Source organism: Streptomyces sp. NPDC101237 (assembly GCF_044767465.1).
GTDB classification, from domain to species: domain Bacteria; phylum Actinomycetota; class Actinomycetes; order Streptomycetales; family Streptomycetaceae; genus Streptomyces; species Streptomyces gramineus.
Genome location: NZ_JBIWNY010000032.1, coordinates 1 through 20,971, shown reverse-complemented (window position 1 = coordinate 20,971; position 20,971 = coordinate 1). Strand labels below are relative to the sequence as shown.

8 protein-coding genes are annotated in these 20,971 nt (G+C 74.5%); 1 reads left to right on the top strand and 7 read right to left on the bottom strand.

The features are described from left to right. Positions 1-8: 8 nt before the first annotated feature. From ACIRQ9_RS34725 to ACIRQ9_RS34695, 7 genes are all read right to left on the bottom strand, one after another. Positions 9-12,902 (bottom strand): SDR family NAD(P)-dependent oxidoreductase, encoded by a 12,894-nt coding sequence (locus tag ACIRQ9_RS34725; RefSeq protein ID WP_404182804.1) that lies wholly within the window; start codon positions 12,900-12,902, stop codon positions 9-11. Between the two features lie 354 nt (positions 12,903-13,256). Next, positions 13,257-14,561 carry a cytochrome P450 gene (locus tag ACIRQ9_RS34720; protein WP_404182801.1) on the bottom strand — a complete coding sequence of 435 codons (1,305 nt, stop codon included), beginning with the start codon at positions 14,559-14,561 and terminating at the stop codon, positions 13,257-13,259. A gap of 308 nt (positions 14,562-14,869) precedes the next feature. Beyond that, complete coding sequence (locus ACIRQ9_RS34715) at positions 14,870-15,739, bottom strand: carbohydrate ABC transporter permease (RefSeq protein WP_404182798.1); 870 nt, start codon at positions 15,737-15,739, stop codon at positions 14,870-14,872. Continuing rightward, entirely contained in the window at positions 15,736-16,701 is a 966-nt protein-coding gene (locus ACIRQ9_RS34710) for a carbohydrate ABC transporter permease (RefSeq protein ID WP_404182795.1), read from the bottom strand. The genes ACIRQ9_RS34715 and ACIRQ9_RS34710 overlap by 4 nt, the downstream gene beginning before the upstream one ends. After that, complete coding sequence (locus ACIRQ9_RS34705; RefSeq protein ID WP_404182792.1) at positions 16,695-18,011, bottom strand: ABC transporter substrate-binding protein; 1,317 nt, start codon at positions 18,009-18,011, stop codon at positions 16,695-16,697. Before ACIRQ9_RS34705 ends, ACIRQ9_RS34710 begins: the two co-directional genes overlap by 7 nt. After that, positions 18,008-18,994, bottom strand: a complete 987-nt coding sequence (locus ACIRQ9_RS34700) for a GNAT family N-acetyltransferase (protein WP_404182789.1) — start codon at positions 18,992-18,994, stop codon at positions 18,008-18,010. Before ACIRQ9_RS34700 ends, ACIRQ9_RS34705 begins: the two co-directional genes overlap by 4 nt. Beyond that, positions 18,991-20,226: an exo-beta-N-acetylmuramidase NamZ domain-containing protein gene (locus ACIRQ9_RS34695; RefSeq protein WP_404182786.1), complete on the bottom strand. Its 1,236-nt coding sequence runs from the start codon at positions 20,224-20,226 to the stop codon at positions 18,991-18,993. The genes ACIRQ9_RS34700 and ACIRQ9_RS34695 overlap by 4 nt, the downstream gene beginning before the upstream one ends. Before the next feature lie 284 nt (positions 20,227-20,510). On the opposite strand from ACIRQ9_RS34695, the gene ACIRQ9_RS34690 reads away from it, so the two are divergent. Continuing rightward, positions 20,511-20,825, top strand: coding sequence for a hypothetical protein (locus ACIRQ9_RS34690; protein ID WP_404182783.1), 315 nt, complete (start codon positions 20,511-20,513; stop codon positions 20,823-20,825). Positions 20,826-20,971: the final 146 nt, after the last annotated feature.

Sequence of the window (20,971 nt, the reverse complement as noted above, 5' to 3'; positions counted from 1 at the left end):
AACCCCTTTCAGTTCGCGCCGAGTTCGCGGTCGATGAGGTCGTACATCTCCTCGTTCGACATCGGGTCGAAGTCCTCTTCGTCGCTGCTGAACAGGGCGAGCAGGGCCCGCAGTCGCCGTTCGATGGCGTCGCGGTCGTCGTGGGCGTCCTTCCGGGACAGCCGCTCGGCGAGCCGGTCCAGTTCGGTGAGGACGGGTGGTTCGGGGGGTGCGAGGCGGGTGCGGAGGTAGTCGGCGACCGCAGCCGGGGTGGGCCGGTCGAAGACGAGGGTGGCCGGCAGTGTCAGGCCCGTGGCCTCGCCGAGCCGGTTGCGGAGTTCGATCCCGGTCAGGGAGTCGTAGCCCAGGTCGCGGAAGGCGTGGTCGGGGCCGATCGCCGCCGGGCCGGAGTGGCCCAGGACGACGGCCGCCTGTTCGCGGACCAGCCGGAGCAGGGTGCTGCGGCGTTCGGTATCCGAGAGTCCGGCAAGGCGTTGCGCCCACGGGGAGCCGGTCGGTGCCGACTGCGGTTCGGACCGGGTGTCGAGCGCGCGCCGGGCCTCGGGGATGTCGGTGAACAGGGGCCTGCTGCGGGCCGAGGCGAACAGCGGCATGAACCTGGCCCAGTCGACGTCGGCGACGGACAGTCCGCTCTCGGCGCGTTCCAGGACGGTGCGCAGGGCGTCGAGGGCGGGCCCGGGTGCGATCAACGGCAGTCCCTGGCGTCGTAGTTGGTCGGCGTCGACGCCGTCGGGGAAGCGGGCGCCGTCCCAGACGCCCCAGGCCACCGAGGTGACCGGCAGGCCGGCGGCGCGGGCTTGTTCGGCGAGTGCGTCGAGTTCGGCGTTGGCGGCGGCGTAGGCGCCGTGGTCGCCGCTGCCCCACACTCCGGCGATGGAGGAGTAGAGGACGAGGGCGTCCAGTGGGGCCGGGTCGAGGAGTTCGATCAGGTGGCGGGCGCCCTGGACCTTGGCGGTGAGGACGTCGGCGTACTCGTCGAGGTCGGTGTCGGGCAGGGCCGCGAGCCGCATCAGCGCGGCGGCGTGCACGACCGTGCGGACCACCTCGCCCTGCTCGCGCAGCCCGGTCAGCAGGGCGGCGACGGCGGCCCGGTCGCCGATGTCGCAGGCGAGCGCGGTCAGCCGTACGCCCAATCCGGCGAGTTCTTCGGTCAGTTCGGTGATCCCGTCGGCGTCGGGGCCGCTGCGGCTGGCCAGCACCACGTGCCGGACGCCCTGCGCGGCGAGCCAGCGGGCGACCTCGGGGCCGAGCGCGCCGGTGCCGCCGGTGACGAGCGCGGTGTCCCGGGCCCGCCAGTCGCCGGCCGCGCCACCGCCGAGCGGGGCGCGCACCAGCCGTCGTAGCAGCGTGCCGGATCCGCGCACCGCGAGCTGGTCCTCCTCGCCCCGGCCGCCCGCCAGCACCGTGCGCACCTGTTCCAGCGCGGTGTCGTCGAGGTCGGCGGGCAGGTCGAGGAGGCCGCCCCAGAACGCCGGGTGTTCCAGCATCGCCACCCGGCCCAGCCCCCACACCTGCGCCGCGCCCGGCTCGCGCGGCGGGTCGTCGGCGCCGGTGCTCACCGCGCCGGACGTCACCAGCCACAGGGGGACGGTCGCTTCCAGATCGCCGAGCGCCTGGATCAGTGCCAGGGTGGCGGCCGCTCCGGCGGGCACCACCGGGTGGTCGGGACGCGGGCGGCGATCGGCGGCCAGCAGGGAGAGCACACCGCGCGGTGGCTGTTCGGCCAGCGCGCGGCGCAGCCGGTCGGTGAGGTCGCCGCGGTCTGCGTGCTCGGTGTCCACGGCGAGGGTGCGCACCGGCAGGCCGCCGGTGAGCGTCTTCAACCAGTCCGGGTCCGCGCCCGAGGCGGGCACCAGCGCCAGCCACTCGCCGTCCGTCCCGGTGGACTCCGGCGGGCCCGCGGGGCGCCATTCGACGCGGTAGCGCCAGGTGTCGGACCGGGGTCCGGTCTGTTCGGCCAGCCAGTACCAGCGGTGCTGGAAGGCGTAGGTGGGCAGGTCCACGCGGCGGGCGCCGGTGCCCTTGAACGCCTCGGTGAGCCGCACTCCGGCTCCGCGCACCTGCGCCTCGGCCAGCGACTGCGCGAAGCGCGGCCAGCCGCCGTCGTCGCGCCTCAGGGTGGCGAGCACGGCGGCCCGCGCGCCGGCGGCGTCCACCGTCTCCTGCACGCCGGGCGCGACCACCGGATGCGGGCTGATCTCGATGAAGGTGCCGATCCCGGCGTCCAGCGCGCTGCGGACCGCGTCCGCGAACCGGACGGTGCTGCGCAGGTTGGTGTACCAGTACGCGCCGGTGAGGTCGCGGGTGTCCAGGCGCTGCCCGGTGACCGTGGAGTACAGCTCCGTGCGCGCCGCCCGCGGGGTGATCCCGGCCAGCAGTCCGGCCAGACCGTCCTTGACGGCGGTGACGTGGGTGGAGTGCGAGGCGTAGTCCACGGCGATACGACGGGCCCGTACCCCGCGTTCCTCGCAGGCGGCTCGCAGCTCCTCCAGGGCGTCCGGGTCGCCGGACACGACGGTGGAGGTGGGGCTGTTGACCGCGGCCACGCCGAGGCGGTCGTCGGCGAACAGGGACCGCACCTCGTCGGCGGGCAGCGCCACCGACATCATGCCGCCCTTGCCGGACAGGGCGGTCAGCGCGCGGCTGCGCAGGCAGACCACCGCGGCGGCGTCCTGCAACGACAGGGCCCCGGCCACGCAGGCGGCGGCGATCTCGCCCTGCGAGTGACCGATCACCGCCTCCGGTTCCACCCCGTACGAGCGCCACAGCGCGGCCAGCGACACGTTGACCGCGAAGGTCACCGGCTGCACCACGTCCACCCGTTCCAGGGGCGGCGCGTCCGGCAGGCCGCGCAGCACGTCCAGCAGCGCCCAGTCGACGTACGCCTCGATCGCGGCGGCGCACTCGGCCAGCCGGGCGGCGAACACCGGTGCGGAGTCGAGCAGTTCCAGTGCCATCCCGGCCCACTGCGCGCCCTGCCCGGGGAACACGAACGCCACTCGCCGTGCCGCGTCGGCGGCGGTGCCGCGCACCACGCCGGGGGCGTCCCGGCCGTCGGCCAGCGCGCCGAGCCGTTCGCGCAGTGCGGCCGGATCGGCGGCCAGGACGACCGCGCGGTGCTCCAGCGCGGCCCGGCCGGCCACACTGGACCAGCCGATGTCCCGTACCCGGTCGCCGGGGCCGGCGTCGAGGTGTGCCGCGAGCCGTGCGGCCTGCGCGCGCAGGGCCTCCTCGCTCTGCCCGGACACGGCGACCGGCACGAGCCACGGCTCGGCGTCCGGCCCGGCTGAGGCGTCCCGCCCGACAGCGGCCGACGTGTCCGGCCCGGCCTCGCCCCGCACGTCCGGCCCGGCACCGGCTGAGGCGTCCCGCCCGACAGCGGCCGACGTGCCGGTCCCGGCCTCTCCCGACCGGACCGCCCGGCCGGGCGCCGGTCGCGTGGCGGCGGACGTCTCCGGTTCCGCCTGTTCGATGACGACGTGGGCGTTGGTGCCGCTGATGCCGAACGAGGACACCCCGGCCCGGCGGGGACGGCCGTGCTCCGGCCACGGGCGGGATTCCGTCAGCAGCCGTACCTCGCCGGAGGCCCAGTCCACGTGGGGGGAGGGTTCGTCGACGTGCAGGGTGCGGGGCAGCACGCCGTGCCGGATGGCCTGCACCATCTTGATGACGCCGGCCACTCCGGCCGCGGCCTGCGCGTGCCCGATGTTGGACTTGACGGACCCGAGCCACAGCGGATCGCCGTCGCGCTCCCGGCCGTAGGTGGCCAGCAGGGCCTGCGCCTCGATCGGGTCGCCCAGTGGCGTCCCGGTGCCGTGGCCCTCGACGGCGTCGACGTCCTGGGCGGCGACGCCGGCGGCGGCGAGCGCGGTGCGGATCACCCGTTCCTGCGAGGGGCCGTTGGGGGCGGTGAGGCCGTTGGACGCGCCGTCCTGGTTGACGGCCGAGCCGCGCAGCACGGCGAGCACCGGGTGCCCGTTGCGGCGGGCGGCGGAGAGCGGTTCGAGCAGCAGCAGGCCGACGCCCTCGGACCAGCCGGTGCCGTCGGCGGCACCGGCGTAGGGCTTGCAGCGGCCGTCGGCGGCGAGGCCGCGCTGCCGGGAGAACGCGGTGAACGTGGTCGGTTCGGCCATCACGGTGACTCCGCCGGCCAGGGCCAGCGAGCATTCGCCCGAGCGCAGCGCCTGGGCGGCGAGGTGCATCGCCACCAGGGAGGAGGAGCACGCGGTGTCGACGGTGACGGCGGGCCCCTGGAGGCCGAGCGTGTAGGCGACCCGGCCGGAGGCCACGCTGCCGGCGGTGCCGGTGAGCAGGTGCCCCTCGACGCCGTCGGGCAGTTCGCGCAGCGTGCTGGCGTAGTCGTGGTACATCACGCCGGTGAAGACGCCGGTCTGGCTGCCGCGTACCGAGGACGGGTCGATCCCGGCGCGTTCCAGCGCCTCCCAGGCGGTCTCCAGGAGCAGCCGCTGCTGCGGGTCCATGGCCAGCGCCTCGCGCGGCGAGATCCCGAACAGGCCCGCGTCGAAGCGGCCGGCTTCGTGGAGGAAGCCGCCGTGCCGGGTGTAGCTGGTGCCCGGGTGGTCCGGGTCGGGGTCGTACAGGCCGGTGAGGTCCCAGCCTCGGTCGGTGGGGAACCCGCCCACGGCGTCGGTGCCTTCGGCGACCAGGTTCCACAGGTCCTCGGGGGAGGTGACCCCGCCGGGGAAGCGGCAGGCCATGCCGACGATGGCGATCGGCTCGTCCGCGGCCGGCACCGGGGTGGCGGCGGCCGGGACGCCCGCGGTCTCGGTGTCCGCGAGGAATGCGCCGCGCAGGTGTGCGGCGAGTGCGGCGGGAGTGGGATGGTCGAAGACCACGGTCGCGGGCAGTCGTGTCCCGGTCGCCCGGCCCAGCCGGTTCCGCAGTTCCACCGCGGTCAGCGAGTCGAAGCCGAAATCCTTGAAGGGCCGGTCCGGTGACAGCCCGGCGGGGTCGGCGTGGCCGAGGACCAGCGCCGCCTGGGTGAGCACCAGGTCCTGGAGGACCCGGAGCGGCTCGCCCTCGGTCAGTCGGCGCCGCAGCGCGCCTGCGTCGTCCGTGCTGCCCTCCGCGGCGGCGGCGCGGCGCGCCACCGGCACCAGGGCGCGCAGGACCGGCGACAGCGTGCCCTCGGCCGCCCGTTCGCGCATCGCCGCCGGGTCGAGGCGGGCGGCGACCAGGGCCGGGTCGTCCAGCGCGACGGCCGTGTCCAGCAGGTCGAGGGCGGTGGCGGTGTCCAGGGGGAGGACACCTGCGCGGGCCAGCCGGGCGCGGTCCGTGTCGGCCATGCCCCCGGTCATGCCACTGCCCTCGGCCCACAGTCCCCAGGCCACCGAGGTCGCCGGACGTCCGGCGGCCCCGCGCTGCGCGGCCAGCCCGTCCAATGCGGCGTTGGCCGCCGCGTAGGCGGCCTGCCCGGCGTTGCCGAGCGTCCCGGCCACCGACGAGAACAGCACGAACGTCCTGAGTTCAGGTCCGGTCAGTTCGGCCAGGTGGCGTGCGCCGTCCGCCTTCGCCCGGGACACCTCGCGCACCCGCTCGGGGGTGAGGGCGGCCAGGACTCCGTCGTCGAGGACTCCGGCGGCGTGCACCACGGCCGTCACCGGATGCGCGGCCAGCAGCGCGGCCACCGCGTCCCGGTCGGCCACGTCGCACGCCACCGTCGTCACGTCGGCGCCCGACTCCTCCAGTTCGGCGCCCAGTTCGGTCATGCCCGGGGCGTCGGCGCCGCGTCGTGAGGCGAGTACCAGGGTCCGCACGCCGTGCCGTGCCACGAGGTGGCGCGCGACCAGCGCGCCGAGGGTGCCGCTCGCGCCGGTGACGAGTACGACGTCGTCGGCGGTCCAGGGGGCGGCACCGGCCGTCTCCGTGACCCGCGTCAGCCGGGGTACGCGCAACCGTCCGTCGCGCAGGGCGATCTGGTCCTCGCCGGTTGCCGGCAGCCGGGACAGCAGTGCCTCAGAGGCGGGCCCGCCGTCGGTGTCGGCCAGGACGAAGCGGTCCGGGTTCTCGGTCTGCGCGCTGCGCACCAGGCCCCACACCGCCGCCGCCTCGGGATCGGCGGGCTCGTCCGGGCCGGTGGCGACCGCGCCGCGGGTGAGCAGCACCAGCTTCGCCCCGGCGAACCGCTCCTCGGCGAGCCAGCGTTGCGCCACGGCCAGCGCGTCGCCCACGCCGGTCACGCGGACACCGACGGCCGCGGGCACCGGCGCGTCCGGCTGCAGGTCCGGCAGCCACGCCCAGGTCCCGGCCTGTTCGGGGGACGCCTGCGGGACCCACTCGGTGCGGTACAGGTGATCGCGGCGGACGGCGGCGAGCTGCTCGGGGCCGACCGGGCGGAAGGCCAGCGAGTCGACCACCGCGACGGGGTGGTTCTCGGCGTCGGTCACGGTAAGGGACACGGCCCCGTCGCCCGCCGGGCGCAGCAGGACCCGTGCCGTGGCGGCGCCGGAGCGGTACAGCCGGACCCCGGTGAAGGCGAACGGCAGCCGCACGCCGGTCGCGTCGTCGGTGCCGACGGCCGGGTGCAGGGCCGCGTCCAGCAGGGCCGGGTGCAGCCCGTAGGCTGCCGCGTCGGCCGACGCCGGTTCGGGCAGGGCGACTTCGGCGAACAGGTCGTCGCCGTGCCGCCACAGCCGGCGCAGGCCCTGGAAGACGGGTCCGTAGCCGTAGCCGAGCCGGGCCAGTGCCGGGTAGCGGTCGGCGAGATCGACGGGGGTGGCGCCCGCCGGTGGCCAGTCGCCGGTCGCCGGCGGGGCGGTCTGCGTCGTCGCGAGCCGGCCGGCGGCGTGGTGCGTCCACGCGGCCGCGTCGCCCGGCCGGGAGTACACGTCCACGGCGCGGCCGCCGTCCTCGCCGGGCGCGCCGAGCACCACCTGCACGCGTACGCCGCCTCGCTCGGGCAGTGTGAGCGGCGCGTGCACGGTCAGCTCCTCCAGTTCCCGGCAGCCCGCCTCGTCGCCGGCGCGTACGGCCATCTCGACGAACGCGGTGCCGGGCAGGACGGCGGTGCCGAGGACGGTGTGGTCGGCCAGCCACGGCTGCCGTTGCCGGGACAGCTCGCCGGTGAGCAGCAGTTCGCCGGTGGAGGCCACCGGTGCGGCGGCGCCCAGCAGCGGGTGGTCGGTGGCGTCCAGTCCGAGTCCGGCGGGGTCCGTGCCGGCCGCCGGGGTGGGCAGCCAGTAGCGTCGGCGCTGGAAGGCGTAGGTGGGCAGGTCCGCGCGCGGTCCGACCGCGCCGAAGGCCGGGGTCCAGTCGACGAGGACCCCGCGTACCTGTGCCTCGGCGAGCGACTGGAGGAACCTGGCCGGCCCGCCCTGGTCGCGGCGGAGCGAGCCGACGACGACGGCGGTGCTGCCGGCCGCCTCCACGGTGTCCTGGACTGCCGTGGTGAGGATCGGGTGCGGGCTGGTCTCGATGAACACGCGGTGCCCGGTGCGGTCCAGTTCGCGGATGGTCGCTTCGAAGTGCACGGTCCGGCGCAGGTTCCGGTACCAGTACTCGGCGTCCAGGGCGGTGGTGTCGAGCCGTTCGCCGGTCACGGTGGAGTAGAACGGGATGTCGGCGTCGCGGGGTTGGAGTCCGGCGAGCTTGTCGAGGAGTGCGGTGCGGATGCGTTCCACGTGCGCGGAGTGCGAGGCGTAGTCGACGGCGACCAGCCGGGCGCGGGCGCCTTCGGCGGTCAGTTCGGCCTCCAGTTCGCGGAGGGCGCCGGGTTCTCCGGACAGGACCACCGAGGACGGGCCGTTGACGGCGGCGACCGCGAGCCGCCCGGCCCAGCGCGCGAGGCGTGGTTCCAGGTCGGCGGCCGGGAGGGCCACCGACATCATCCCGCCGGCGCCGGACAGCGCGCCGAGTGCGGCGCTGCGCAGGGCGCTCACCTTCGCGGCGTCGCGCAGGGACAGGGCTCCCGCCACGCAGGCGGCCGCGATCTCCCCCTGCGAATGCCCCACCACCGCGTCCGGCTCCACACCGAACGACCGCCACAACGCCGCCAACGACACCATCACCGCGAACGACACCGGCTGCACCACATCCACCCGGTCCAACCCCGGCTGACCCACCTCACCCCGCAACACACCCGCCAACGACCACTCCACGAACTCACCCAACGCCACCGCACACTCGGCCATCCGCTCCGCGAACACCGGCGACGAATCCAGCAGTTCGACCGCCATCCCCGCCCACTGCGCACCCTGACCCGGGAACACGAACACCGTGCGGCCGTCGACGTCGGCCATCCCGCGCACCAGGCCGGGCGTCTCCTGGTCGGCGGCGAGGGCGCGCAGTCCGTGTACCAGGTCCGCGCGGTCGGTGGCGGTGTACACGGCGCGGTGCGGCAGTCCGGCCCGGGTGGTGGCGGCGGCGCGTGCGACGTCCGTGACAGGGATGTGCTGCTCGGCGTCCAGGTGGGCCGCCAGGCGGGCCGCCTGTGCCCGCAGCGCGGTCGCGGTCTGCCCGGACACCACGACCGGCACCGGCGTGGCGTGCGGCGCCGGGTCCGGGGCGGGCGCGGGGTCCGCGGGCGGTGCGTCGGGGGCCTGTTCCACGATGACGTGGGCGTTGGTGCCGCTGATGCCGAAGGAGGACACCCCCGCCCGGCGCGGCCTGCCGTGCTCCGGCCAGGGCCGCTCCCGCGTCAGCAGCCGCACCTCGCCGGAGGCCCAGTCGACGTAGGGCGAGGGTTCGTCCACGTGCAGGGTGCGCGGCAGCACTCGGTGCCGCAGCGCCTGGACGACCTTGATCACGCCGGCCACGCCGGCGGCGGCCTGGGTGTGCCCGATGTTGGACTTCAGCGAGCCCAGCCAGAGCGGGTCGCCGGCGCGGTCGCGGCCGTAGGTGGCCAGCAGCGCGTGGGCCTCGACGGGGTCGCCCAGGGTGGTGCCGGTGCCGTGCGCCTCCACCAGGTCCACGTCCGTGCCGGTCAGCCCGGCGTTGGCCAGCGCGGTGCGGATCACCCCTTCCTGTGCGGGGCCGTTGGGGGCGGTGAGGCCGTTGGAGGCGCCGTCCTGGTTGACCGCCGAGCCGCGCAGGACCGCGAGCACCCGGTGGCCGTTGCGGCGGGCGTCGGAGAGCCGTTCCAGGACCAGTTGGCCGGCTCCCTCGGCCCAGCCGGTGCCGTCGGCGGCGGCCGCGAACGACTTGCACCTCCCGTCCGGGGCGAGGCCGCGCTGGCGGGAGAACTCCACGAAGATGCCCGGCGTCGGCATCACCGTCGCTCCGCCGGCCAGGGCCAGCGAGCACTCCCCCGAGCGCAGCGCCTGCACCGCCAGGTGGACGGCGACCAGCGAGGAGGAGCACGCGGTGTCCACGGTGACCGCGGGCCCGCGCAGTCCCAGGCTGTAGGCGACGCGGCCGGAAGCGACGCTGGCGGTGGTGCCGGTCAGCACGTACCCGTCGAGGCCGTCGGCGCCCTCGTGCATGCGGGGGCCGTAGTCCTGTGCCATGACCCCGGAGAACACGCCGGTCGCGCTGCCCCGCAGGGACAGCGGGTCGATCCCGGCCCGCTCCAGGGACTCCCAGGCGGTCTCCAGGAGCAGCCGCTGCTGCGGGTCCATGGCCAGCGCCTCGCGCGGCGAGATGCCGAACAGGTCCGCGTCGAACTCGGCTGCGTCGTAGAGGAATCCGCCGGTGCGCGCGTAGCTGCGGCCCGGCCGGTCCGGGTCGGCGTCGAAGAGCCCTTCCAGGTCCCAGCCGCGGTCGGCGGGGAAGCCGCCGATCGCGTCGGTGCCCGCGGTCACCAGGTCCCACAGGTCCTCGGGCGAGCCGACGCCGCCGGGGAACCGGCAGGCCATTCCGACGATCGCGATCGGGTCGGCGTCGGCTGCGGGCTCGGCGGGCGGCTGCGCGGTCGGGGCGTCCGGTGCCGTCCCCGCGGCCAGTTCAGCGGTCAGGTGCGCGGCGATGCGTTCGGGGCTGGGGTGGTCGAGGACGGCGGTGGCGGTCAGTCGTACGCCGGTCACCTCGGCGAGGCGCTGCCCCAGCTCGACCGTCATCAGCGAGCCGAAGCCCAGGTCCTTGAAGGGGCGCCGCATGTCGAGCCCGTCGGCGGAGTCCAGTTCCAGGGCCGCGGCCACCTCGGCGCGCACCAGGTCCCGCACCGCCTGTTCCCGTTCGGCCGCGGGCCGTGCCGCGAGCTCCGAGTCCGGCCGGGGCGCCTGGACGGTCTTCGGCGCGGTGGTGACGGCGGGTGCGGCGGGGGTCGCGCCGCCGGTCGCGGTCACTCCGGTGAGCCAGTGCCGCCGCCGCTGGAAGGGGTAGGTGGGCAGCGGGATCCGGCGGGCGCCCGAGCCGTCGTAGAAGCGGGTCCAGTCGACGGGGACGCCGCGGGTGTGCACGCGGGCCACCGCGGTGAGCAGGGACCGCAGGTCGGGGCGTTCGGCGCCGGCCATCGCGGAGACGAAGGCGACGTCCTCGGGTGCGCTGCCCGGGCCCATGGCGCTCAGGGTCCCGTCCGGGCCCAGCTCCAGGAAGGTGCGGGCGCCGTCCGCGCAGGCGGTGGCGACGGCGTCGGCGAACCGTACCGTGCCGCGGGTGTGCCGGGCCCAGAACTCCGGCCAGTCCAGGCCGGTGACGTCCAGTGCGGCGCCGGTGAGGGAGGAGATGACCGGCAGGTCCGGGGTGCGCCACGCGATCCGTGCCGCGGCGGCGCGCATCCCGTCGAGGATGCCGTCGACGTGCGGGGAGTGGCTGGCCATCGTGACCTGGATCCGGCGAGTGCGCCGGCCCCGCGCGGACCAGCGGCCGGCGATCGACGCGGTGGCGTCCGCGTCCCCGGACAGCACGGTCGCGGTGGGGCTGTTGAGGGCGGCGATGGACACCCGTCCGCCGCTCGCCTCGACGTCCGGCAGCAGTTCCGCCTCGGACGCCTCGACGAGGATCATCGCCCCGCCGGGCGGGATGTCCTGCATGAGCCGGCCGCGGGCGGCGACCAGCGCGCAGGCGTCGGGCAGCGACATCGCTCCGGCGACGTGCAGGGCGGCGAGTTCGCCGAAGGAGTGGCCGAGCACGGCGTCCGGGGTGATGCCCCAGCTCTCCATCAGCCGGTACAGCCCGACCTGGACGGCGAACAACGCGGGCTGGGTGTAGGCGGGTTCGTCGAGCAGGGCCGCGTCCGCCGAGCCCGGCTCGGCGAGGAGCACGTCGAGCAGCGGCCGGGCGAGGTGCGGGCGCAGTTCCGCGGCGACGGCGTCAACGGCGGCCGCGTACGCGGGGTGGCTCCGGTAGATCTCCCCTCCCATGCCGGGCCGTTGGTTGCCCTGTCCGGCGAAGAGGAACACGGTCCGTCCCTCGACGGCCGTGCCGCGCACCACCCGGGCGTTGGCCGTGTCCGTGGCCAGTGCCGTCAGGAGTGCGGGCATCTCCTCGGCGGACTCGGCGACCAGGACCGCCCGTCGTTCCAGCGGGCTGCGGGTGGTGGCCAGCGAGTAGGCGAGGTCCGCCGGGGACGCCGTCGACTCGCCCACCAGCCCTGCCAGTTCGGCGAGCGCCGCCGGGGTGCGGGCGGTCAGCGGCAGGAGGACGGGGCCCTGGCGCGTGGCCGCGGGGGGCGGCGGTGCCGGGGCGGGGGCGGGCGGCTCGGTGAGCACCACGTGGCAGTTGGCGCCGCCCATGCCGAACGAGCTGACCCCGGCGAGCAGCGGGCGGCTCGTGGAAGGCCACGGGCCGGTCTCGGTGACCACGCGCAGGCCGAGTTCGGTGAGCGGGATCCGCGGGTTGGGGGTGCGGAAGTCGACGTCGGGCACCAGTTGCCGGTGCGAGAGGCACAGCACCGTCTTGAGCAGCCCGGCGACACCGGCCGCGCCCTCCAGGTGCCCGATGTTGGTCTTCACCGAGCCGACCAGCAGCGGCCGCTCGGGGCGCCGTCCGGTCCCGGCCACCGAGCCGAGGGCCGCGGCCTCCACAGGGTCGCCCAACGGCGTTCCAGTGCCGTGGAGTTCGACGTAGTCCAGGTCGGCCGGCGCGATGCCGGCCGCCGTGCAGGCCAGACGGAGCACGTCCTCCTGGGCCTGTCGGCGCGGTGCGGTCAGCGCGTCGCCTCCGCCGTCGTTGTTGACGGCGCTGCCGCGGATCACGGCGTGCACGGTGTCGCCGTCGGCGAGTGCCGCCGACAGCGGTTTGAGGACGAGGACGGCGCCGCCCTCGCCGCGTACGAACCCGTCGGCCCGCTCGTCGAAGGTGTGGCAGCGCCCTGACGGTGAGATCGCGCCGAGCGCCTCGGTGAGGTCGTAGCCGTCCTGGGTGATGTTCAGGTTGACGCCGCCGGCCAGCGCCGTCGTGCACTCCCCGGCCGCCAGCGCCTGGCAGGCCAGGTGGACGGCGAGCAGCGCGGAGGACTGGGCGCCGTCCACGACCAGGCTGGGCCCGCGCAGCCGCAGCGCGTAGGAGACCCGGTTGGCGATCATCGCGCGGTTGCGTCCGGTGGCCGAGTGCGGGCTGAGCCGGGCGCCGCGCAGGGTCGCGTAGTCGTCGTAGGTGGCGCCGACGTAGACGCCGGTGCCGGCCTGCCGTCCGGTGTCGCCCGGCCGTCCGGTGTCGCCGGGGACGATCCCGGCGTCCTCGAAGGCCTCCCAGGCGAGTTCGAGGACCAGCCGCTGCTGCGGGTCGAGGACGGCGGCCTCGCCCGGGGAGACGCCGAAGAAGGCGGCGTCGAAGGAGTCGACCTGGTCGAGGAAGCCGGCCCGTACCGGTTCGCCGGTGGGCAGCAGGGGTATCGCCGGGCCGTCCGGGTGGCAGCGCCGCGGGCCGGGTTCGGCCAGGGCGTCGCGTCCGTCGCGCAGCAGCCGCCAGAACGCGGCGGGGTTCGCCGCCCCCGGCAGCCGGCACGCCAGGCCGACGACCGCGACCGGTTCCTGGTCGGCGGCGTTGCCCACTCGGTTACCCACGCCGGACTCCTCCTCCACGTCCTCGCGCGGAGGACACGTCTGATCCGTCCGGCACCTGGTGTTCCGGACGTGCGGGGTCGCGCTGTGCCACGGGCAGGCCTCGGTGGCCTCCTGGTCGGGGCAGCCCCGGACCCGCCGACGGGTGCCCTCGGCGTGTTGGTCCGGCCGGCATGCCGCGGACCCGGGCCGGGCGGTGCCGGGCCGATCGGATCGCGGGCGGGGCGCGGACCGGTGACGGGCACCGGTCCGCCGCAGGCTGCCGCGGTCACTGTGTCGTGACCGTCGTCCCCTGGGCCGCGGCAGGGCGCGGCCGGGGTACGGGCGTCCGCCGTTCGCGGCGGGACGCGGGTCCGCTCAGGCGCGGACGAACTCCACGGGGACTCTGAGGGCCACCGTGTGCTTGCTGTTGTTGGCCCAGGGCACCGGACCGGTCAGCCGGATCTCGGCGACCCGGTCGAGCAGCGCGCCGAACAGCGTGCGCAGTTCGATGCGGGCGAGGTCGACGGCGAGGCAGCTGTGCGGCCCCATGCCGAACGCGACGTGCGGGTTGGGGTTGCGGCGCACGTCGAAGGACATGGCGTCGTCGAAGACGGTCTCGTCACGGTTGGCCGAGGACCACCACAGGGTCACCTTGTCGCCGCGGCGGAACTGCACGCCGTTGAAGATGAAGTCCTCGGTGGCGGTGCGCCGGTTGTACGGCGTCGGCGTGGACCAGCGCATCATCTCCTCGACCGCGCCGTCCAGCAGCGCGCGGTCGGCGCGCAGCGCCTGCCACTGTTCGGGCCGTTCGGCCAGGGCGTGCAGGCCGACGGCGATCACGTTGCGGGTGGGTTCGCTGCCGGCCAGGGTCAGCAGGTTGACGAAGACCTCGCGCTCGTAGTCGCGCAGCGGCGGTTCGCCCTGGCCCTCCGGGAGGTCACCGGCGGCGATCACGGACAGGAAGTCCTGCGCCGGTTCGGCGCGCTTCTCCGCGATCAGCTTGACGCCGTACTGGTACATGGCCAGCAGGGAGGCCTGGCTGCGGGAGGAGGCCTCGCCGGACTCGCGGTCCTCGTAGCCCATCACGACCTCGGTCCAGTCCACGAACTGCGGCCAGTCCGCGCGAGGTATGCCCATCAGCGCGGCCATGACCTCGACCGAGTAGCGGCCGGCCACGTCGTTCTGGAAGTCGCAGGAGCCGCGTTCGACGACCTCGTCGACGATCGCCTCGGCGCGTTCGGTGATGGTCGGGGCGAGTGCCTCCAGGACCGGGCCGGTGACCGAGGGGCTGACCAGGTCGCGCAGCAACCGGTGCCGGGGGTCGTCCATCATGTTCAGCATCGCGCCGGAGTAGGTGCCGGCGGGCAGGTCGTCGAGGTGGGTGCCACCGCCCTCGCGGTCGCCGCCGCCCTGGGAGGACAGCAGCGGGTGGGCCGCGGCCTCGACCACGTCGGCGTACCGGGACAGGACCCAGAAGTTCTCGCCGTCGCGGGTGCGGCCCGGCGGGTGGAGCAGGATCGGTGCCTCCCGGCGGAGCCGGGCGAAGACCTCGTGCGGGAAACCGGCGCCGAACCGGTCCTGGTCACTGAGATCGAACCCGTCGAGAACGGCGGGTAACTCGTTCTGGGAAACCTCGGTGGCGCTTCGTGATAACGGGAGGGCGGGCTGTTCCAATGACATTAGCTCTCCATTTTTTGCACTGACGTATCGAGGATCGTCAAAAGCAACATCAGTGTCACCCGATCGTGGAATTGACGTCAAGCGTCACTTGAAGAAGTTGGGCTGACGCTGGGGTGTCCTTTAGGCGGGGTCCGCAAGGAACGTCCCTGGCCAGGGCAGTTGAGGCCGCCCGCCACAAGGGGTGTGCCAGAACTGTTGCATGGTGCAGGCGTAGCGCACGACCGGTGAGAGAACAAACCCCCCAGGGGCAATCCGCTGTGCTACGACAAACAGCGTATCGACACCACGATCTGGGTAGGATCGGCGGTTCACTTGAGGCCGCTGAGCATCGCACCACGGACGTAGTGCTTCTGCAGCAGCAGGAACAGCACCAGGACCGGCAGGGTGCTCAGGACCAGACCTGCCATGACGATCGGGGTGGTGCGGGTGGGGTCGACGTGGTCCTGGAGGAGCTGGATGCCGACGGGCAGCGTCATCACGTCCGGGTTGGCGGTCGACACCAGCAGCGCCCAGATGTACTCGTTCCAGGCGTCGACGAACGTCAGCAGTCCCAGGGTGACGAGCACCGGCCTGGTCTGCGGGACGACGATCCGCCACCACACGGTGAACTCCCCCGCGCCGTCCATGCGCGCGGCCTCCAGCACCTCGTCCGGGAGGGAGACCATGAACTGGCGCATCAGGAAGATCCCGAAGCCGCTGACGAGGAACGGCATGGCGAGCGCCGCGATGCTGACGGTCAGCCCCGCGCCGCCGCGCCCGAGGAGGTCGTTGCCGCCCGCCAGCGGCCAGTGCACCAGGATCAGGAAGTGCGGGACGAGGAACAGGAACGGCGGGAACATCATGGTCGAGAGCACCAGGCGGAAGACGAAGTCCCGTCCGGGGAAGCGGAGTTTGGCCAGCGCGTACCCGGCGAGCGACGAGGTGACCAGCACCGAGGCGCTGATCACGGCGGTGGCGACGACGCTGTTGCGGAAGAGGACCGGCAGGTCCAGCTGGTGCACGGCGGCACGGTAGTTGGACAGGTCGAAGGCGTCGGGCAGGAACCGGTAGGGCAGCCTGCCGGCCTCGTCGGCGCCCTTGAAGGACGTCATCACCATGTCGAGGAACGGCACCACCGTGAGGACGGCGCCGGTGACGACCAGCAGGTACGACAGCCAGGGGAACCGCCGGCGCGTCACGCGTCCTCCCCCTTGCGCCGGAAGAGCCACAACTGGACCAGCGTGACCGCGAGGACGACCGCGAAGAGCACGAAGGCCGCGGCGCTCGCGGTGCCCCAGTCGCCGTAGGAGAAGGCCTGCCGGTACATCTCCAGGGCGGCCACGTCGGTCGCGTCCCCAGGGCCGCCCCTGGTCATGACGGTGATCAGCGCGAACGACTGGAGGCCGGTGAGGAACTGGGTGATGCACACGAACAGCAGGGACGGCCTCAGCAGGGGCAGCGTGATCCGCCAGAAGACGGTGACGGGCCCGGCGCCGTCGAGCGCGGCGGCCTCGTAGTACGACGGCGGAACGGACTTCAGTCCGGCGGTCAGCACCAGGATCGCCGAGCCCACCGACGCCCAGGCCTGGACGACGACGACCGCGGGGAGCGCGGTGTCGGGGTCCTGGAGGAACGCCACCGAGCCGAGTCCGACGGCGTTGAGGACGCCGTTGACGAGGCCGCCGGGTTCGTACATGTACTTCCAGACGTTGCCGACGGCCACGACGGTCGTGACGATCGGCAGGAAGTACAGGGTGCGCCACAGTCCCTGGAACCGGAGCTTGTCGATGCAGGTGGCGACGAGCACGGAGCCGGCCAGGGCGAGGGCGACGGTACCGAGGGCGAACAGCAGCGTGTTGGTGAGGACCGGGGTCAGGAACGTCGCCCCGTCCGCGAACAGGCGGGCGAAGTTGTCCGTGCCGACGGGTTCGATGTCGCCGAGGTCGAAGCCCGCCCAGCGGGACAGCGACAGCAGCAGCGCGAAGCCCAGCGGCAGGGCGAGGAAGACGGCGTAGAACAGCAGGGTCGGGGCCAGGAAGAGGTAGGCGACGACGGCCTGGCGGTGCCGTTGCCCGGCGCGGCCGCTGCCGCGGACGCCGACGGCGGACGGGTGTGGAGCCGCCCGTTCGGCAGCCTCCGCTGTCAGGGTGGCGTTCACCATGAGCGCGACACCTCCTGGTCCACCTGGCGTCGGGTGGTGCGCAGGGCCTCGTCCACGGACTGCCGGCCGGTCCACAGCGCCTCGATGTTCCTGCGCAGCAGCGACTTGGCCTGCTGGGCGCCCGGTCCGTTCGGTTCGGGCACGGCGTAGCCGAGCGCGTCCAGGAACGGCCGCAGGTTCGGGTCGCCGCCGGTGCCGAGCAGGGTGCGCATGTCGTCGGCGCGGCCGGTCAGGGAGCCGACGGACGCCTGCAGGGCGCTCATCCGGGTGGCGCCGCGCACCTTCTCGGTGTTCAGCCAGCGCAGGAACTCCCAAGCCTCGTCAGGGTGTTCGCTGGCGGTGTTGACGCCGAGCATGAACCCGGTGGAGAGCGTGGCCTGCTCGCCGTCCGCCTCGGGCAGTGGCACGGGCGCCACGCCGACGTCCCGGTAGGCACCGCCCATCAGGGACTTGAGGTTCGCCGTCCACCAGCCGGCGCTGATCACCATGGCGACCTGCCCGGACGCGAACGCCTTGTAGACGTTGACGCCGGGATCGCTCGCGCCCCTGGCGACGAGCCGGTGCTGGAGGTCGAGCACGGCCCGGCCGGCCGGCGAGTCGATGGCGGTGCTCCGGCCGTCCGCGGTGACGAACCGTCCGCCGGCCGCGTTGAGCAGCGCGAGGGTCTGGCCGACGGTGGTGGAGTCGTCGTAGGTCGACAGCCCGAACCCCTGGACCAGGGTGTTGCCGTAGCCGTCCCGGCGGGCGGTGCGGTAGGCCGTCTCCTCCAGTTCGCGCCAGGTGGCGGGCGGCCGGGCGACGCCGGCCGCGCGCAGCAGCCGCTTGTTGTAGTACAGGGCGTACGTCTGCGTCTCGGTGGGATAGCCGTAGACCCGGCCGGCCACCGACGAGGATCCGACGGCCGCGGCGCCGTAGCCGTGCCTGATCTCCTCGGCGTGTCGGGCCGGCGCGGGCCGCAACACGCCGGCCCGGACCAGCTGGCCGTTCCACAGGCAGTACGGCTGGAGGAGATCGGCGCCCTGCCCCGCGGCCTGACGGACCATGAAGGTGGTCAGCAGGTCGGTGAACTCGACGGCCTTGGTCGCCACCCTGACCCGGTCGTGGGTGGCGTTCCACTCGTCGACCGGGCGCTGCAGGGCCGCTTTCAGCTCACCGCTCGCGTAGTGGGAGAGCAGGGTGAGGACGATGGGGTCGCCGGGCTTTCCGGTGCCCCGGCGGGGCGCGGCGCAGCCGGCGGCGAGCAGCGCCGCGGGCAGCGCGAGCGCGAGGTGGCGGCGGCTCGGCCGGCTGCCGGGGCGGGGCGCTGTCATCGGGCGGCCGCCTCCCGGCGCAGCACGCGGAAGACCCGGGTGGTGGTGAAGCCGGTCTTCCGGTAGAGGTGGCCGGCCGGGGACCGGGCGCCGGTCCACAGGAACCACGCGGAGTGCGCGCGCCGGGCCCGCATCCGTTCCAGGACCAGGTGCAGGAGGACCTCGCCGAGCCCGGTGCCGCGCATCTCCTCCAGCACGCCGATGGGACCGAACCGCTCGTCCACCCCGTCGAACGCGCCGTGCATGGCCCAGCCGACCATGCGGCCGTCCGGGTCACGGGCGACGACGATCCGGTCCAGCGGGGTGCCCGCCGCCAGGCACGCCCGGATGGTGCACGCCCAGTCGGGCCCGAAGTGGCGTCCGGCGAGCGCGAGGAGGTCCACCAGGTCGTCGTCGGCCGGGGTGGCGAACCGGTGGCCCTGCCCGGTCAGGTACTCCAGGCGGCGGGTGACGTCGTCGGGGCGGCGGTAGCCGACCAGGCCCCGGTCCATCGCGGCCGCCTCGTACAGCGTGCGGAACCCCAGGGACTCCAGGAGCCCGGCCGCCTCCGGGTAGGCCTCGGCGTCCAGGCCGGGGACGACGTAGTTCGGCGTGTACGACGAGAAGTCCACCCGGGTACGGCCGTGGCCGTGCAGCCAGTCGAGGGCCTCGGTGAGCAGCCGTCGGCCGAGACCGCGTCCGCGGGCCTCGGGGGCGACGAAGAAGAAGGGGATCCAGCCCTGTTCCGGTTCCAGGTCGGTCCCGGCCAGGGGGGTCAGCCGGCGCACCGCGTAGGCGGCCCCGACCACGTGGTCGCCGTCCACGGCGACCCGTAGTCCCGCGGGATCGAAATTGGGGTCGAGCAGGACCAGGGTGCGGAAGCGGTCGAGGCTGATGGGGTCGGCGTCCGCGCTGCGCCGCCAGGCCTCCACCACCCGCGGGCCGTCGCCCGCGCGGAAGTCGCGGATCCCGGCCTGGGTCGTGGTCGTGAGGAGGTCGGTCATCGGGGGGATCGTCCTTCCGGGCTGGGCGCCAGGTCCGTGGGATAGAGCAGCACGTCCTCGCCGGCCCACCGGCCGGGCGGGGCGGGCGGAGCGCACAGCGGCAGCGGGTCCTCGCCCGCGTCGACGGCGCGCCGCAGCCGGTCGGAGCCCCACAGCAGGTCGACGAAGTACCGGTGGCCGGTGCCTTCGGCCCCGCCGTCGGCCGCGTGCCAGGCGAAGTCGTCCGGGTACAGGCGGCGCAGTACGGCGAGCATCGCGACGGCGGTGCGCACGGGGGCGAACGCCTCGCGGTCGGTGACGTGCAACTGGACTCCCCGCAGCGGCCGTCCGGCGTGTTTGTGGAAGGCCGGCACGTAGCGCAGGTCGCGGAAGCGCACGCCGGGCAGGCCGAGTCCGGCGAGGGCGGGCGCGAACCGCCCGTCGAGGTAGGGGGCGCCGACGATCTCGAAGGGCTGGGTGGTGCCCCGGCCCTCGGAGAGGTTGGTCCCCTCGAACAGGCAGGTGCCGGGGTAGACGAGGGCGGTGGCGGGGGTGGGGATGTTCGGCGAGGGGGCGATCCACGGCAGCCCGGTGGCCTCGGCGGTCATGGCCCGCCGCCAGCCGGTGGCCTCGATCACCGTCAACTCGACCGGCCTGCCCGCGGCTTGCGCCACGGCGGAGATGTTCAGGTGCCGGGCGAGTTCGCCCGCGGTGAGGCCGTGCCGGACCGGGACCGGGGCGCGTCCGACGAAACTGGCCCAGGCCGGCTCCAGGAGCGGGCCCTCGGCGACGAGTCCGCCGAGCGGGTTCGGGCGGTCGGCGACCACGAACCGGCGGCCGGTGCGGGCCGCCGAGACCATCAGGTCGAACATGGTCCACACGTAAGTGTAGAAGCGGGCGCCGATGTCCTGCAGGTCGTACACCAGGGCGTCGGCGCCGCTGTCGATCAGCTGCTTGTCGAGGCGTTCGCCCGCGCACCGGTAGGTGTCGTACACCGGCAGGCCGGTGTCGGGGTCCGCGCGGGCGGCCTCGGACTCACCGGCCTGGCCGGTGCCGTGCAGGCCGTGTTCGGGTCCGAAGAGGGCGACCAGGGGCGCGCCGGCCGCGAGCAGTGCGGGCGCGGCCGGGCGCAGATCGGGCAGCACTCCGGTGTGGTTGGTGACGAGGGCGAGCCGGCCGGGCCCGGCGAGTCCGGGCGAGTCGTGGAGCCGCGCGATCCCGGTCGTCGTCGCGGCACCGCCGTCCGTGCTCATCCCCTGCCCCGTCCGCCGGTGACACCTCTCTCAGGCAACGGTCGGGAATTTACTCTTATGTCCGTCCTTCGGCGGTGAGGAATCGCCGAGGGTCGTCACCTCCTGTACCACGACACGCCGGTGGACGTCCCTCGGACGTGGGACCTTCCCGTGTCGCCGGGCGGTCGGGGCGCGGTGACGGTGTGTGATGACGACGGAGCACCGGCCTGGTCGGCGACCGAGTCGCCGCCGATTTCAGGCCGTTGCCTCTTTCCTCGTTCTCACCGTTCACGAAGGACATCACGATGCGCTTCACCCGTCCGCTCGCCGCCGTTCTCGGCGGACTCGCCCTCGCCGCCATCACCGCCGGTCCGGCCGCCGCCGCCGACGGGTCGTTCGTCTGGGTGGGACCCAAGGGCAAGGCGTATGCCATCCAGAGCCCGCCGGAGCGCAAGTGCCTGGACATGGCACAGGAGGCGCGCGGTCCGCAGAACTCCACGAAGAAGGCGCTCGTCGTCTACAGCAAGAAGAAGTGCAAGGGCACCGCGCTGCGCATCGCCTCCGGCCACTCGGCGCCCGGCAGCGTCCACTTCGCGAGCGTGGTCTTCAACCCCCGCTAGGGGAACCGCGGTCGAAGCCCTTCCGGTGGTGCCGGTCACGACACGGTGACCGGCACCACCCGTGCGTGTGAGGGGGGCCCCCCCCCCCCCCCCCGAGGCGTCCGACAACCGCACCGACCCCGCCAGCCCCGGCACCACCCCCACCC